General features: G+C 35.9%; 13 protein-coding genes and 1 pseudogene. 8 read left to right on the top strand and 6 right to left on the bottom strand.

Features of this window, described 5'->3' with window-relative positions; genetic code table 11:
* Positions 1-203: 203 nt before the first annotated feature.
* On the bottom strand, positions 204-1,283 hold the full coding sequence (acsF, locus tag CAL6303_RS02465; RefSeq protein ID WP_015196238.1) for a magnesium-protoporphyrin IX monomethyl ester (oxidative) cyclase: 1,080 nt from the start codon (positions 1,281-1,283) through the stop codon (positions 204-206).
* 380 nt (positions 1,284-1,663) lie between these two features.
* On the opposite strand from acsF, the gene CAL6303_RS02460 reads away from it, so the two are divergent.
* Positions 1,664-2,383: a heme oxygenase (biliverdin-producing) gene (locus CAL6303_RS02460; protein WP_015196237.1), complete on the top strand. Its 720-nt coding sequence runs from the start codon at positions 1,664-1,666 to the stop codon at positions 2,381-2,383.
* A gap of 331 nt (positions 2,384-2,714) precedes the next feature.
* Complete coding sequence (hemN, locus tag CAL6303_RS02455) at positions 2,715-4,097, top strand: oxygen-independent coproporphyrinogen III oxidase (RefSeq protein WP_015196236.1); 1,383 nt, start codon at positions 2,715-2,717, stop codon at positions 4,095-4,097.
* Positions 4,098-4,478: 381 nt separating this feature from the next.
* Here the strand turns inward: hemN and CAL6303_RS02450 are convergent, their stop codons facing one another.
* The 5 genes from CAL6303_RS02450 to CAL6303_RS02430 all read right to left on the bottom strand — a co-directional run bounded on the left by CAL6303_RS02450 (position 4,479) and on the right by CAL6303_RS02430 (position 6,653).
* A complete protein-coding gene (locus CAL6303_RS02450) occupies positions 4,479-5,006 on the bottom strand; it encodes a hypothetical protein (RefSeq protein ID WP_015196235.1) in 528 nt (175 codons plus the stop codon).
* Positions 5,007-5,129: 123 nt separating this feature from the next.
* Positions 5,130-5,378 carry a hypothetical protein gene (locus CAL6303_RS02445; RefSeq protein ID WP_015196234.1) on the bottom strand — a complete coding sequence of 83 codons (249 nt, stop codon included), beginning with the start codon at positions 5,376-5,378 and terminating at the stop codon, positions 5,130-5,132.
* 57 nt (positions 5,379-5,435) lie between these two features.
* Positions 5,436-5,684 (bottom strand): hypothetical protein, encoded by a 249-nt coding sequence (locus CAL6303_RS02440; RefSeq protein ID WP_015196233.1) that lies wholly within the window; start codon positions 5,682-5,684, stop codon positions 5,436-5,438.
* Between the two features lie 57 nt (positions 5,685-5,741).
* On the bottom strand, positions 5,742-5,990 hold the full coding sequence (locus CAL6303_RS02435) for a hypothetical protein (protein ID WP_015196232.1): 249 nt from the start codon (positions 5,988-5,990) through the stop codon (positions 5,742-5,744).
* A 174-nt stretch (positions 5,991-6,164) separates the two neighbouring features.
* Complete coding sequence (locus CAL6303_RS02430; RefSeq protein ID WP_015196231.1) at positions 6,165-6,653, bottom strand: peptidoglycan-binding domain-containing protein; 489 nt, start codon at positions 6,651-6,653, stop codon at positions 6,165-6,167.
* Between the two features lie 1,192 nt (positions 6,654-7,845).
* Between CAL6303_RS02430 and CAL6303_RS02425 the strand changes: the two genes are divergently transcribed.
* The 6 genes and pseudogenes from CAL6303_RS02425 to hypF all read left to right on the top strand — a co-directional run bounded on the left by CAL6303_RS02425 (position 7,846) and on the right by hypF (position 13,678).
* Positions 7,846-8,841, top strand: a complete 996-nt coding sequence (locus tag CAL6303_RS02425) for a hypothetical protein (protein ID WP_015196230.1) — start codon at positions 7,846-7,848, stop codon at positions 8,839-8,841.
* A 10-nt stretch (positions 8,842-8,851) separates the two neighbouring features.
* The gene (locus CAL6303_RS02420; RefSeq protein ID WP_015196229.1) at positions 8,852-9,121 is read left to right on the top strand and encodes a hypothetical protein; all 270 of its coding nucleotides are present in this window, start codon (positions 8,852-8,854) and stop codon (positions 9,119-9,121) included.
* Positions 9,122-9,132: 11 nt separating this feature from the next.
* Complete coding sequence (locus CAL6303_RS02415; protein ID WP_015196228.1) at positions 9,133-9,357, top strand: hypothetical protein; 225 nt, start codon at positions 9,133-9,135, stop codon at positions 9,355-9,357.
* Positions 9,358-9,599: 242 nt separating this feature from the next.
* Positions 9,600-10,097, top strand: a pseudogene (locus CAL6303_RS02410) (NifU family protein).
* 1 nt (position 10,098) lies between these two features.
* Positions 10,099-11,292, top strand: coding sequence for an NHL repeat containing protein (locus tag CAL6303_RS02405; RefSeq protein WP_015196227.1), 1,194 nt, complete (start codon positions 10,099-10,101; stop codon positions 11,290-11,292).
* Between the two features lie 31 nt (positions 11,293-11,323).
* On the top strand, positions 11,324-13,678 hold the full coding sequence (gene hypF / locus CAL6303_RS02400; RefSeq protein ID WP_015196226.1) for a carbamoyltransferase HypF: 2,355 nt from the start codon (positions 11,324-11,326) through the stop codon (positions 13,676-13,678).
* The last annotated feature ends 6 nt before the right edge of the window (positions 13,679-13,684 follow it).

Genomic DNA, 13,684 nt, shown 5'->3' with positions numbered 1-13,684 from the left:
TTATTTAAGTACCTGAAAAATTGGTTTCATTCAGAGTCAGCTTGCTTGTTTAATAGTTACTGACGAACCTTTTCTTTTGGGGTAGAAAGTTAGAGAGAGTTTGTAACGGCAACTAAAAATAAATAAATTTACGCAGAGATTTATTTGTTTTTCATCGATGGGTGGAAATCAAAAATACCCCTCTTCTGGCTTATGATTTCTAATTAACGTACCATAATCCGGAGTTCTTCAGCATCAATCGGCTTAATTAGAAACAACCGCACCATATGCCAAGTCACAGCAACCATTAGAGGTAATTTCCGGAAAAAGTTAAAAATCCCCAGTTTGCCGCTGTTTCGGATATCCATCAATCTCAGTCGAAAATTGAGGTCTGAACACTTTTCTAAGCCGGGAAAAAATGCTGGATGATTAGTGTCTAGAATCACCGGGAAAGCCCTCGCGGCAGTTTCGTTGGTGTTTTCAATCACTTTGGTATTGTAGTCTTGGGCATCGATACCCAGTGATTTGTAAAAGTTGGCACGTTCGAGTACGGTGAGAGTGTGAGTAGCAAATACCGTCAGTAAGAAAAACCGCGACCATAATCTCGCCTTCCAATTGTCCCAGAGTTGTGGTTGCGATCGCAACAACGCTTTAAAGAAGTCTCCGTGACGATTTTCGTCTTGACACCAGTTTTCAAAGTACTTGAATAGGGGATAAAATTTACGTTCGGAATGCTCTTCCAAATGGCGAAACATAATAATATATCGCCAGTAACCAATCTTCTCTGATAAATAAACCGTATAAATAATCCATTCTGGTGGAAAAAACGTGTATGTACGGTTTTTAGTTAAATAACCTAAATCCAAAGATAAATTGAAATCTGCCATTGCTTTGTTGATGAAACCTGCATGACGCGCTTCATCTCGTGCTAAATATGTAAAAGCTTCAGCTAAGGCAGGGTTTTTATCTTTGAGTTTCCGAGACAGTTCTTTAAATAGCAAAAAACCCGAAAATTCTGAAGTACAAGAACGTTCTAAAAAGTCCACAAATGCACTGCGGGTTTGTCCATCGATATGTTCCCAACTTTGCTGAAATTCCTCATCGCGCACAAAATGATGGCGATTATAATCAGCTTTAAGTTCAGCAACCATAGTAATGATTTCATCACTGATATCTAAAGCCATATTAGCTAGCTTATCAAAATCAGTAGTATAAAATCGCGGTGTTAACAGCGTTTCTTGTGATGGTAACTTCACTCCTGCTTTGACAGAAGGAGTATTTACAGCTTTACCAAAAGTAACCATGTAAATCCTTTCATATTTTTGTTCCTATGAAAATATCTAAACATAAGTTTGCCGTGATATCTATGTTTTATTAAATAATTTTTAAAATTTATTTTGTATTTCAAATTAATATATTTTCGCTTATTAAGGCTGGAATATCTATTGATAATAGGCTTAACCCTTTCAAGGATATAAATCCCTAAAATCATATTAAGAATCATCAAAAACTATATATTTTTGGGACTAGCAATAATTAGATATTTCTGATAAAAGTAGGCATAGAATCGATCAGCTATCAGTCATCAGTAACATTTATCCAGTTCACTGATAACTGTTCACTGATAACTGTTCACTGATAACTGACTCAATTATTAACACCTTTAAAAAATGAGAAATTAATTATGAGTAGTAATTTAGCTATCAAGCTACGTACAGGAACCCAAAAAGCTCACACTGCGGCTGAAAATGTTGGCTTCACCAAATGTTTCGTTAAAGGTGTTGTAGACAGAGCCTGTTTTGCTAAGTTTCTAGGTAATTTGTATTGCGTGTACAGTACATTAGAAAATGCATTGCAAACTCATAGCGAACATCCTTTAATCAAACCTTTGTACTTTAAACAACTAAATCGTCAAGCTAATTTAATCCAAGATTTGGAGTTTTATTATGGTAAAAATTGGCAAAATTTTATTTCGGCATCCCCAGCAACTCAAATTTATGTAGATAGAGTTAAAGCAGTTGCAGCAACTGAGCCAGTTTTATTGCTAGGACATGCCTATACTCGTTATATGGGTGATCTTTCTGGTGGTCAAATGTTCCAAAAGCTAGCACAATCAGCTTTGAAATTGGTTGATTATCAAGGAACTTCATTTTATTATTTTGAACATATTCCCGATAAAGCTGCTTTTAAAGATCAATACCGTAAAGCTTTAAATGCTTTACCAGTAGATGATATTACTGCCGATAAAATAGTCAAAGAAGCTAATGATTCATTTCAATTTAATATGATGATGGCGAAAGATTTAGATTCTTATCTAATTCAAGCAATTGGACAAGAACTATTTAATTCCTTGACCAACACTCAAACACCAGGTAGTACAGAACTCGCTCATCATAGTAAGTAGAGTAAGGTGCGTTATGACTTTAGATATAACGCACTCTACAGCAAGAATCAGATTATTGATCAGACTTTAATAATTAAGCAATTAATTATTATCTCTAACTCAATAATTATGTTTCTCTATTTCTAAAAGTTCGATATTTACAGACTATATGTCTCCTATCGAGCTATAATCATTAAAATTTTGATGTGATTTACTAAAAAATAGTTAGCATTTATTTCTCTCCAATTATTGCTAGTCGCTAACTATAGATTATTTGGGAAAATTGTAAAATAGTTTTCTCAAAAAATCACGTCATCCTCCTCAAATATGATCATTCTTTGGAAGAAAATAAATGGTTTCTCAATTACCTGGTGTGAAATTTGATTTGGACTTAATCAAAAAATATGATACTGTCACACCTCGATATACAAGTTATCCCCCAGCAACAGAGTTAAAAGAAGAATTTAACCATGTAGATTTTCAAAATGCGATCGCATCCTCGAACAAACGCAAAACTCCCCTCTCACTTTACTTTCATATTCCCTTTTGCCAAAGCGCTTGTTATTTTTGTGGTTGCAATGTTGTTGTCACCAATAATCGCAATATGGCTAAACCTTATGTAGATTATTTAGTTAGTGATATTCAACATGTTTCCAGTTTGGTAGATTCCCAAAGAATCGTTGAACAAATTCATTGGGGCGGTGGTACTCCCAACTATTTGAATATTGAGCAAGTAGAATTAATTTGGAAAAATATTAATCAAAATTTTAATATTGCTCCCAATGCCGAAATATCAATCGAAATTAATCCCCGCTACATTACTAAAGATTACATTTTCTTTTTGCGAGAAATTGGTTTTAATCGTATCAGTTTTGGTTTACAAGATTTTAATCCCCAAGTCCAAGAAGCTATCAACCGTATTCAACCGGAAGAAATGTTATTTGATGTCATGAGTTGGATTAAAGCAGCGAAATTTCAAAGTGTAAATGTTGATTTAATTTACGGTTTGCCTTATCAAAGCTTATTTACCTTCCGCGACACCATTAAAAAAACTATTGAATTAGATCCTGATAGAATTGCCGTATTTAACTTTGCCTATGTACCTTGGGTAAAACCAGTACAGAGAAAAATCCCTAAAGAAGCACTACCACAACCCCAGGAAAAGTTAGAAATTTTGAAAATGACAATCGAGGAATTAACTGCCAGTAAATATCTGTTTATTGGGATGGATCATTTTGCTAAACCCCAAGATGAATTAGCGATCGCACAACGCAATGATAACCTAAAACGCAACTTCCAAGGCTACACAACCCACGCACAGGCAGAATTACTAGGTTTTGGGGCAACATCTGTGAGTATGCTAGATGATGCCTATGCTCAAAACCATAAACAACTCAAAGACTATTATCGAGCAATTGATGCCGGAAATCTTGCCACCAGTAAGGGTTATAAGCTGAACGCAGATGATATTATTAGGCGGGATGTGATTATGAGCATTATGTCTGGCAATAGGTTGGATAAACATGCGATCGCACAAAAGTATAATCTTAGTTTTGATGACTACTTTGCTGATGAAATTCAGGGTTTACAACTTTTAGCAGACGACGGGTTAGTCAATTTGTCGTCGCAACACATAACCGTCACCGAAATCGGTAGATTACTAGTTCGCAATATCGCAGTGGTTTTTGACGCACATCAAAAAACCAGAGAAAGAACCTTATCCCGTGCGATTTGATAGTCAATCTCAACCTAATCTAGTTTTTTGCCAAACTCAGATCCCTTCCCTATAACTACCCTCTTGACTCTGTGCTTTTTATTACTGAAATTTTCATACAAAATGTATGATAAGTAACCATGTAGAATTAATTACACAATGTCATTGTACTAAAGGAAGCCATATCCGTAGGACTTTATGTAGCATAAAGCCCTACAGGCATAAAAGAAACCTGTAGCCTATCGGTTTGCGACTCGCAGAAATAAAATATAAGCCCTAGCTCTTTCAGGACAGCTAAGGCTTCGTCAGTGTATTGAATTCAATGCTTTAGCCACCCCCTCAGATTGCTCTATTCTTTAAGTACTGAAAACTAAGCAATACAATATATATACGTATTTTCAATTAGTCCCAACTATAGTTTACAATTTTTCCCAGAAATAAAACTGTTCCTACCATATTTGCTATAAAGGCAAAGCTATCATTGAACGAGTCCAAGAATGTCAGCATATTTTTATTACTCTGTGGCTGAATTTTTGATGGAATAGCTGCATATTCTGCTGTGGAAAATACCTCTATATCTTCACTTTTATCTCCTCTATTAGACTTCAAACTATCTTGTATTTGTGATTCATATTGAATTGGAGATAATATAGAAAAAAGACTATCTGTTTGTTCAAGCTGATTTACAATTTGATTCATTAAAGTTTTACTATTCTCATCAAGTCCAGCCAAACTTGCCTCGCTAATCACAACCTCAGGCTCAGAATCTTGAGTGATGTTACAAAAGATTTCATCTACTTTTTTATCTTCAGACTGATGTTCGTTTGTAGCTGGTAATGCCAAAACTTCTATTTCAATATCGATAGGCACTTTTAACATCATAGAGATATTGATTTTACGTTTTTCCAGTGATTCAGGGAGTGTAGACATGAGTTATGATTTACTTAGTACAATGAAAATCTAGTTATTAAAAATTGCTCTGTAGTCAATATCCAATAATGTCAAAGTAAGGGTACAACACTATCTCTTGTACTCTTACTTTGACATCTGTGACTATGGTAGAGTTTGGGATGTGCTTAGTTGATGTCTGCCATATCCATTTTGAGGAATACAAACAGGTGCAGATGCAGTTACTTCTGGTGTGAGATAGACATCTGGTTCAAGATGAACTTGTAGCTTTTCTCTTACAGGTTGGGCATGTTTAATGATCAATGTTGGCTCAACGAAGATTGGAATATTCAGGTGAATTGGAACTGTGAATTTGCAAGCATCGGGGTATTGTTCGCAGTTATATGTAGACATGATTTGGAATCCTTGTAGTTGAGAATTAAGTGTGTAAGTTAATGATTTAGGTTAGAACTATTGGAATGCTGATTCAGCAGGTAGTTGATGTTTGCCATATCCATTTTGAGGAATACAAACAGGTACAGATGCAGTTACTTCTGGTGTGAGATAGACATCTGGTTCAAGATGAACTTGTAGCTTTTCTCTCACAGGTTGGGCATGTTTAATGATCAATGTTGGTTCAACGAAGATTGGAATATTCAGTTGAATTGGAACTGTGAATTTGCAAGCATCGGGGTATTGTTCGCAGTTATATGTAGACATGAGTTAGAATCCTTGTAGTTGAGAATTAAGTGTGTAAGTTAATGATTTAGGTTAGAACTATTGGAATGCTGATTCAGCAGGTAGTTGATGTCTGCCATATCCATTTTGAGGAATACAAACAGGTGCAGATGCAGTTACTTCTGGTGTGAGATAGACATCTGGTTCAAGATGAACTTGTAGCTTTTCTCTCACAGGTTGGGCATGTTTAATGATCAATGTTGGCTCAACGAAGATTGGAATATTCAGATGAATTGGAACTGTGAATTTGCAAGCATCGGGGTATTGTTCGCAGTTATCTGTAGACATGATTAATATATTTATCCTTAGATGATTAGTTGCTGATTTTGTCCTTTAGACCTTTCCTTCCTTACTGATATCAATAGTATCCTTTCAAAATTGGATTGGTAATTAACTATTTTTCGGTATTGGGGAAAGAAAAATCTACTAATTAACGGAATCTAGAAGATCAAAGCTTTAGCGTTAGTCAACAGTTAAAAATGTCGCCACATCACTTAATACTTTCCATGTTTTGACATCAATAACGCCATCGACTGTTAATTTTTTACCTTTTTGCAAAGCCTTAATAGCCGTATCGGTACCGGTTCCAAAATCTCCATCAATTGCACCTTTGTAATATCCAGCATCTTTGAGAACTTGTTGAACAATGGAAACTTGTTCACCCTTGTCACCCTTCTTTAAAACTGGTTTGTCAACAGGTGCATTTGCCCGTAGTGACTTCCAAGTCAAAGTACCCGCAATTCCATCACGCTTAAGTAAGAATTGATACTGTACTGTTTTGACGACTATTTCGGTTTTATCACCAAAGATACCGTCAACTTTAATGGCCTCTGGTTTCGTAATCCTCTTGTTTAATAGCTCTTGTAGCTCTTTGACTTTGGCACCTCGATCGCCTTTTTTCAAAGTAGGATCATTGATTTTAGCTGCTGCGCTATTTACTGTAGTTGTCATGTTTTTTACCTAAGTTGCGTTGTTAGGTATTACTCCAGTTCCACTTATTCGGATTACGGAAAAATAGTTTGAGTTTTATGAAATTTAGCTATTGAACAAATCAAAAATTCCTGGTTTGTAGTTTAGGAACGCGAATTTAATACCAATTTGAAAAAAGAATGCAATACATGGATAAACCCCACCCCCTAACCCCCTACCCCGCTTGCGGGGAGGGGGAATTAAATTCTTGTTTTCTCTCCGCAAGCGGAGAGAAGTTTGCGGGAGAATTCTTCTTCTGCAAAGCTTCGGGGGAGGGTACTCAAAGAGAAGCCGCTACGCGTCTATAGGGTGGGGTTCTTGATTCTGATGTAAGTCAGGTAATCTGTCGCAAACATTTTTTGAATCGGTATAATAACTTGCAATTTTGATTAAGCTTGGAATACCAAGTAAGTAAGTCAAATTAATTACAGCCGTTGTGCAAGTCTACTGACACGGCTATATCTTGCTTCCATAAATGGGGTTTGTGGGCGTTAACTGGGACTGCGTTTCCTTTACTTGGTTGAAAATGTGGATTTTTATCTAGTTTTAATATCGATATCAAATTTTGAGTAAAGTTCTACTATTTGCTTATATGTTCTTCGCGCACGCCCAACTGAGTGGTTACAGTATGGTTATTTCAAATATGCCGTATTCTTTGTAGCCTGTAACTGAGCTAGGAAAGGTATCTCAGCTTGTTCTATTGTGACTATACTATCGACATGGTGTTGCCACTACAAGCTCCACCTTGTAGCCAAAGTACGTTAGTCATTTGGTATTCATTGATATTGAATGTATTTGAATTGAGTAGAGCTTAAGCCTGGATCTAAATTTGAAGCTTATTTGATTGTAGCAAACTAGCATATTTTTTTTGTAGTTGATAATTATTCTGAAGTGTTGTTGGGAAATAGCCTCCCACTATTCCACTCAATATAACGTCTATAGGCTACAGATAAAACTATTATAATCTATAAGACAATGTTGAAATTTTAACATTAATTATGCTGAAAGTATTGGATTAAACTTATTATCTACCCTGGTTTTTAATCAGTGAATTATTTATAGTAAAATACTAGTAGTTCATGAAAAGTTGAATAGAGCATATTTGCTTATAAATATTTAATTAATCAGTCTAGAGTTCGCTACAAACACCACTCTAATTGCTTGTATTTTAGTTATGTCTCCAAGTATTACTGACTCGATGGTGAAAGCGGCAATAGATGCGGTTGCATCTGAACATGCGACAACTGAAGAAAAGATAGAGATGCTGATTGAGTTAGCGCAGGGTTTTCAAAAACAACCCAAAACTCAACATGATTTTGAAAATGTTAACAACTTATGTCACGCAAGCTTAATACTATACAACGAAGCCCAGGAGTTGTGTGGGGAAGACTATCTATTACTCAAGGCTAAGGCTAAAGTAGGGATAGCTGGAACATTACAAGCAATTCCATCAAGTCAGGTTGACTTGCTACTACAAGCTAAAATTGAGTATGAGGAAGCATTACCAGTTTTGCAGCAGTTGGGGACAGATGTAGAAGTCGCAGAAGCACAGATGAATTTGGGATTAGTATTACAATCCTTGGCAAACTTCGGGAGGGTTAAAATTGGCGAAAGTATTGCCATGTACCAAGAAGCGTTGCGGGTGTTTGGTTGGGAGGATTTTCCCCAGGAGTATGCTATCCTCCACAACAATATAGCGATCGCGTGTTTATCAAATGCTTCACAGGAACATCTACAACATGCATTAGCAGTAAAATCATTTGAAACAGCCCTTAGTCATCTGAATATGATTGAGCATCCAAAAGAGTATGCAATGTTGCAGAATAATTTGGGAAATGCTTGGCAGTATTTACCTAGTTCTCACCCGGTTGAAAATAGTTTGCGTGCAGTTAAGGCTTACCAAGAAGCGTTGAAAGTTCGTAATCCCCATGATACTCCTTTGGAGTATGCCAATACTATTTCCAATCTTGCTAATGCTTTATCCAATATTCCCGATGATTTAGAAAAGGCTGAATTAGGTAATTTAAACAATCTTTTACAGGCACAAAAGTACTATCAAGAATCTCTGGCAATATTTACTCAAAACCAACAGCTTGAACAGGCTGAAATGATAAGTCAAATATTATCAGATATTCACAGAGAGATTACATTAATATCATCAATGAAGTAGAGAAATAACAATGGAAGAACTTATTAATGATCCAATTATTAATAAAATAATTACGAGTTTAGGTGCAGGTGAAATTAACTTTGTTACTGGTTTAATTTGGCTAGCGGTTGGATCGATTATGTCAATGATTGGTGGTGCCATTGGAGGAATCCTTTTGGCTAGAAAAGATTTAGGTTACGAATTATCTGCTATTTTAGGCGGTTTTTTTGGTCCTGCGGGTGTAATTCCCACAATAATTTTAGGACTGGCAATTCTCAATGTTATGACGAGTATGAATTAGGAGAATAGGTAATGCTACAAATTGCTTGGTTTGCAACTCGGTTATTTTTTAAAGGACGGCTGTTACGCGACCCGATGAATTTTGTTAAGCTAGTTGTTATTGGTACAATTTCTGGTTTAGGAATTTTTCTTTCATTGAATCAGTTGGGAACCCCTTTAGGTCTAAATGTAACAACTTCAAGTTTGCTAATTGGAATGATTATGCCCTATATATTTCGTGATTTCAAAATGAAATAGTTAGTATCAATTAATCATGGAATGCATTCTTTGAAAATAAATGGTTTAGGCTTTTATTCATCATTGTTTTGATAATAAACTTTTCCTGTAAGGGTTTAGTACTGCTAAACCCCTACAATAAATATGGTTTTTAATGCACCCATATTTTAAATTTTCTTCAATGCATAATCTTGATATTCAACGCTGACACATGAAAAATATTTATCTCTATCCTACTATATTATCAAGACTATTCAAGCCAAATGACAGTCCCAATTCAAGATAACGATAATATTGAAGAATTAGTTGGAGAAATTAGTCGCTTTGAAGCAATTATTACTGAATGGGATGAAAGCCAACGTTGTGTTGCTACTGGTTTAAAACGTGCAATTGAGTCCCTGCATAAAGTTGCTTTAACAAGATTAATTAAAAGCCTGAAGGAGGAATCAATTTCAGCCCTTCGTCATGCTGTAGAGGATGAAGTTGTATATGGTCTCCTACTATATCATGAACTTGTAAAACCACAGCAAAAATCTCTCGCTGAAAGATTAGAATCTGCACTAAAAGCAGTTCGTCCTGGCTTATAGGAACATAACGGTGACGTTGAATTAGTCGCGCTAAAACTACCAGATACTGTTGAGATTAAGTTATTGGGAACTTGTCAAAGTTGTGCTATTTCTAATTTCACTTTATCAAATAGCATTGAAGCCACAATTAAAGAATATTGTCCAGAAATCAAGCAAGTTATATCAGTAAAGTAATTTGATACCTAAACAGCAAAAACACCAGATTAATTATAATTGTTTATTATCCCCAGATGGAGCAGATGTTATCTTAGGTAAAAACCTTGATAGCAAAGATTTTATTGATCCGATATTGCCTAGTTCAGTCCAAATGTTTGCCCCCAGAGGTGCTTGTTTAGTATCTGATTTAACATCGATAAATTCTTCTTTATGGGTTGCAGATACTGGACATCATCGTTTATTAGGTTGGGAAAATATTCCAATTCAAGATAATCAACCTGCTGATTGGATTATTGGACAAGTTGATTTTGAAAGTGAAGGACAAAACGGAAATCGAGGTGTTGATAATAATACATTTAATGTGCCGACAGGAATATGTCACTGTGGTGAAGGTTTAGCGGTTGCCGATGCTTGGAATCATCGTGTTTTAATTTGGCATAAAATCCCCCAAGGTAATAATATTCCGGCTGATATTGTATTAGGTCAAGTCAATTTTTCTGAAAATCAACCTAATCGTGGGAATTCGTTTCCTGAAGCAAATACCCTTAATTGGTGCTATGGTATTTATTGCTATCAAGGACAGCTATTTGTTGCGGATACGGGTAATCGTCGAGTTTTAATTTGGAATCAGCTACCAACAGAAAATGGACAACCTGCGGATGTAGTTTTGGGACAGTTAGATATGATATCTCGTCATGAAAATGGTGGTCATGATCCTGATGCTACCAGTATGCGATGGTGTCATGATATTACTGTTTGGCAAGGTAACTTAGTCGTCACGGATGCAGGGAATAATCGTGTGATGATTTGGCAAGGAATTCCAAATATAAATAATCAGGAATGTGTTGCTATATTGGGACAAGAAAGAACTAATTGCGGAGAATTAAATCAAGGAAATTACTTTCCTAATTCTCGTAGTTTAAGTATGCCGTATGGGGTAGATGCTATTGGAAATCATTTAATTGTTGCTGATACAGCTAACTCACGTTTATTAATTTGGAAAAGTCCCGAATTCATCACTGATTTACAGGGTGCAGAAGCTGATGGATTAGTAGGGCAAATTAATTTTGATAGTAAGAGTGAAAATCGTGACTTTGGATTGCCAAAAAGAGATAGTTTAAACTGGTGCTACGGTATCAATGTTTGTGGTGATAATGTCGTTGTAGTTGATTCGGGTAATAATCGAGTATTAATTTGGAAAATCCGCGAATAGTTTTTAAAAACTATTAATTAACTAACTTCCCATGCCTACAGAAGAAATTCGGGTTAAAGGTATAGTTCAAGGTGTAGGGTTTCGTCCTACAGTATATCGGATTGCGACGGATATTGGCTTAAGTGGTGAAATTTGCAATGATGGGGAAGGAGTTCTGATTCGGGTTGCAGGAAGTGATGCTTCTTTAGATCAATTTGTTCGGCAGTTACAGCAAGAATCTCCCCTTTTAGCAAGAATAGAATCAATCACGCGATCGCGTAATGACTCTATCGAAGTTTCACGCTATCATGGATTTCGGATTTCTGACAGCGTAGATGGTGCAAATCAAACCCAAATCACTCCAGATGCTGCTACCTGTCCACAATGTCAAAGTGAAATTTTTGACCCCTCTAGTCGTTGGTTTCGCTACCCTTTTACCAATTGTACCCATTGTGGTCCCCGCTTTAGCATTATCCGCACTATTCCCTATGATCGTAAAAATACGAGTATGGGTGTATTTTCTATGTGCCCAGAATGTAGTCGAGAATATGATGATGTCACAAATCGTCGCTTTCATGCCCAACCTATAGCTTGCCATATTTGTGGACCAAAAGCATGGTTAGAACGTGCTGACGGTAAACCTGTGACAGCTTCTATGTTCTCCATGTTGGATGATGTTGATGCTGTTTGTACTTTGCTGCAAAAGGGAGAAATAGTTGCTATTAAGGGTATTGGTGGGTTTCATTTAGCATGTGATGCTACAAATGATATTGCGGTGCAAAAATTACGGCAACGTAAGGGAAGATATGATAAACCTTTTGCATTGATGGCAAGAGATATTAGAGTTATTGAAGAATATTGTACTCCCAATATTCAGGAACTAGAATTATTAACAAGTCCGGCTGCACCTATTGTATTACTAAAAAAGAAAAAACCAGAAGTATCTAACCCAATTGCAGAATCTGTTTCCCCAAAACAAAATTATTGGGGTTTCATGTTACCTTATACTCCCTTACATCACTTAATTTTTAAAAGAATGAATCGTCCAGTTGTGATGACAAGTGGAAATATTTCTGATGAACCTCAATGTATTGATAACAATGAAGCCAGAACTAAGTTAGTTGGGATTGCCGATTATTTTCTCTTTCATAACCGAGAAATTGTCAATCATGTTGACGATTCTGTAGTTCGAGTTGTTGATTCTCAACCTAGAATAATTCGTCGTGCAAGGGGATATACACCAACATCAATCAAACTACCATTAGGTTTTGAAAAAACTCCTGACATTTTGGCAATGGGTGGAGAACTTAAAAATACCTTTTGCTTGTTGCGTGATGGCAAAGCAACTTTATCACAACACCTAGGAGACTTAAGCAATTATCACAATTTCCAAAACTATCAAAAAACCTTAGATTTATACCTTGATTTATACGATTGTACGCCAAGTGCGATCGCGCTTGACAAGCATCCAGAATATTTATCTACAAAGTTAGGCAAAGATTTCACAACTAACAACCAAATTCCTACTTATAATATTCAACATCATCATGCTCATATTGCTGCCTGTATGGCAGAAAATAATATCCCTTTAGATACTCCGCCTATTCTGGGAATTGCCCTTGATGGTTTGGGTTATGGAGATGATGGAACCTTTTGGGGTGGAGAATTCTTACTAGCAGATTACAAGCAATTTCAGCGACTGGCTAAATTTAAATCAGTTGCCATGATTGGTGGAGAAAAAGCTATTTATCAGCCTTGGCGTAGTCTATATGCTCATTTAATATCTAATTTTAATTGGCAATATTTAAAACAAGAATATGGTGATTTAGATTTGTTTAAATTTCTCGAAGATAAACCACTTGATTTGATGCGGGAATTAGTTTTAAAAAAAATAAACTCTCCTTTAGCTTCTTCTGTAGGACGATTATTTGATGCAGTTGCCGCTGCAATTGGTATCTGCCGAGAGGAATGTAGCTATGAAGGACAAGCTGCAATGGAACTAGAGTCTTTAGTTGATATTAATTATTTAAATAACGACAAAATATCTAGCTATAGATTCTCTATTACCCAAGTAGATGGTATTCAAGAAATCGAATTAGATTTGATGTGGTTGGATATACTAAAAGATTTATCTCAATCTAAATCATCAAAATTGATAGCATCTAAATTTCATCAAACTTTAATTTTGGTGTTAGTCAAAGTTATAGAAAATCTCCGCAAATGCTACTCAATTAATCAAGTCGCACTGACGGGAGGTGTTTTCCAAAATTCTATTTTACTACAACAGGTAACTAAACATCTAAAAAAAAGTAATATTCATGTATTAACTCATAGTTTAATCCCAAGTAACGACGGTAGTTTGTCATTAGGGCAAGCTGTGATTGCAGCGGCAAGAAGTATTCATTAGGAAAGT

Source organism: Calothrix sp. PCC 6303, from assembly GCF_000317435.1.
Classification (GTDB): Bacteria; Cyanobacteriota; Cyanobacteriia; order Cyanobacteriales; family Nostocaceae; genus PCC-6303.
This window is presented reverse-complemented; position numbering and strand designations above follow the sequence as displayed.

What these genes read in the sequence shown, in the direction of transcription:
- acsF (WP_015196238.1), bottom strand. Translation starts at nt 1,283, where the DNA reads ATGGTTACTTTTGGTAAAGCTGTAAATACTCCTTCTGTCAAAGCAGGA.
- CAL6303_RS02460 (WP_015196237.1), top strand. Translation starts at nt 1,664, where the DNA reads ATGAGTAGTAATTTAGCTATCAAGCTACGTACAGGAACCCAAAAAGCT.
- hemN (WP_015196236.1), top strand. Translation starts at nt 2,715, where the DNA reads ATGGTTTCTCAATTACCTGGTGTGAAATTTGATTTGGACTTAATCAAA.
- CAL6303_RS02450 (WP_015196235.1), bottom strand. Translation starts at nt 5,006, where the DNA reads ATGTCTACACTCCCTGAATCACTGGAAAAACGTAAAATCAATATCTCT.
- CAL6303_RS02445 (WP_015196234.1), bottom strand. Translation starts at nt 5,378, where the DNA reads ATGTCTACATATAACTGCGAACAATACCCCGATGCTTGCAAATTCACA.
- CAL6303_RS02440 (WP_015196233.1), bottom strand. Translation starts at nt 5,684, where the DNA reads ATGTCTACATATAACTGCGAACAATACCCCGATGCTTGCAAATTCACA.
- CAL6303_RS02435 (WP_015196232.1), bottom strand. Translation starts at nt 5,990, where the DNA reads ATGTCTACAGATAACTGCGAACAATACCCCGATGCTTGCAAATTCACA.
- CAL6303_RS02430 (WP_015196231.1), bottom strand. Translation starts at nt 6,653, where the DNA reads ATGACAACTACAGTAAATAGCGCAGCAGCTAAAATCAATGATCCTACT.
- CAL6303_RS02425 (WP_015196230.1), top strand. Translation starts at nt 7,846, where the DNA reads ATGTCTCCAAGTATTACTGACTCGATGGTGAAAGCGGCAATAGATGCG.
- CAL6303_RS02420 (WP_015196229.1), top strand. Translation starts at nt 8,852, where the DNA reads ATGGAAGAACTTATTAATGATCCAATTATTAATAAAATAATTACGAGT.
- CAL6303_RS02415 (WP_015196228.1), top strand. Translation starts at nt 9,133, where the DNA reads ATGCTACAAATTGCTTGGTTTGCAACTCGGTTATTTTTTAAAGGACGG.
- hypF (WP_015196226.1), top strand. Translation starts at nt 11,324, where the DNA reads ATGCCTACAGAAGAAATTCGGGTTAAAGGTATAGTTCAAGGTGTAGGG.